3 pseudogenes are annotated in these 759 nt (G+C 57.3%); 1 reads left to right on the plus strand and 2 read right to left on the minus strand.

Annotation, left to right across the window (positions count from 1 at the left end):
* Positions 1–409: pseudogene (locus tag C7N83_RS17230) on the minus strand (transposase); the annotation flags it as partial.
* A gap of 54 nt (positions 410–463) precedes the next feature.
* Positions 464–628 (minus strand): annotated as a pseudogene (locus C7N83_RS17235) (IS256 family transposase); the annotation flags it as partial.
* Here C7N83_RS17235 and C7N83_RS14040 point away from each other — a divergent pair.
* A pseudogene (locus C7N83_RS14040) lies at positions 620–759 on the plus strand (IS256 family transposase); the annotation flags it as partial. The pseudogenes C7N83_RS17235 and C7N83_RS14040 sit on opposite strands and share 9 nt — an antisense overlap.

Consider the following 759-nt stretch of genomic DNA (forward strand, 5'->3'; position numbering starts at 1 on the left):
CTGCCCCCGGTTTGCAATCGGCATCGTCCATTTTTCCCCGAAGCCTTACCGATACCGCCATATAAAAGCTTCAGCAGGCCGGTTTCATTGGGGAATGCGCCTTGGGTTTTGGCCAGCTTCCGAAACTAGCGGTGTACCGCCTCTGCCGCATTGGTCGTATAAATCGGTTTGCGTACGGCTCCGGGGCAGCGGAAACAGGCAGACAGGAGCGGCCGTTTGCTGCGCCATGACTGTATCACTTTCGGGTATTTCCGCTCCATTCCTCTTCCGGTCCGTCCAAAGCCGCTTCCGCCGCTTCGCGGTATATGGGTTTCAAGTCGGTTGCAAATGCCTTTTGGCCTTTGCTGGCGACACAGCGCAAACTGTTGCGGATTTGGCGGGTGATGCACAATTGTACTCCGGTTTGCGGTTCGAAACTGCCGTTGCGGTCTCGGGGTGTCTCCAACCCGAAACTGCCGGAACCGGTTTTGACGGTTTTTTTGCTGTGGCCGTTACGCCGGCCGGGCTGCAACTGCTTTTGTTCGAGGTATTGTCCGGTTTCGGCTTCCAATGCGGCCTTGGCCGGTTGTTTGATGGGTGGGGTAAGGGGGCCGTCTTTACCGGTCAGTGCCTGTCCGGGGCGGTACACCGCCAGTTTCGGAAGCTGGCCAAAACCCAAGGCGCATTCCCCAATGAAACCGGCCTGCTGAAGCTTTTATATGGCGGTATCGGTAAGGCTTCGGGGAAAAATGGACGATGCCGATTGCAAACCGGGGGCAG

Origin of the sequence: Neisseria iguanae (genome assembly GCF_003013245.1) — a bacterium.
In the GTDB taxonomy this organism is placed as follows: domain Bacteria; phylum Pseudomonadota; class Gammaproteobacteria; order Burkholderiales; family Neisseriaceae; genus Neisseria; species Neisseria iguanae.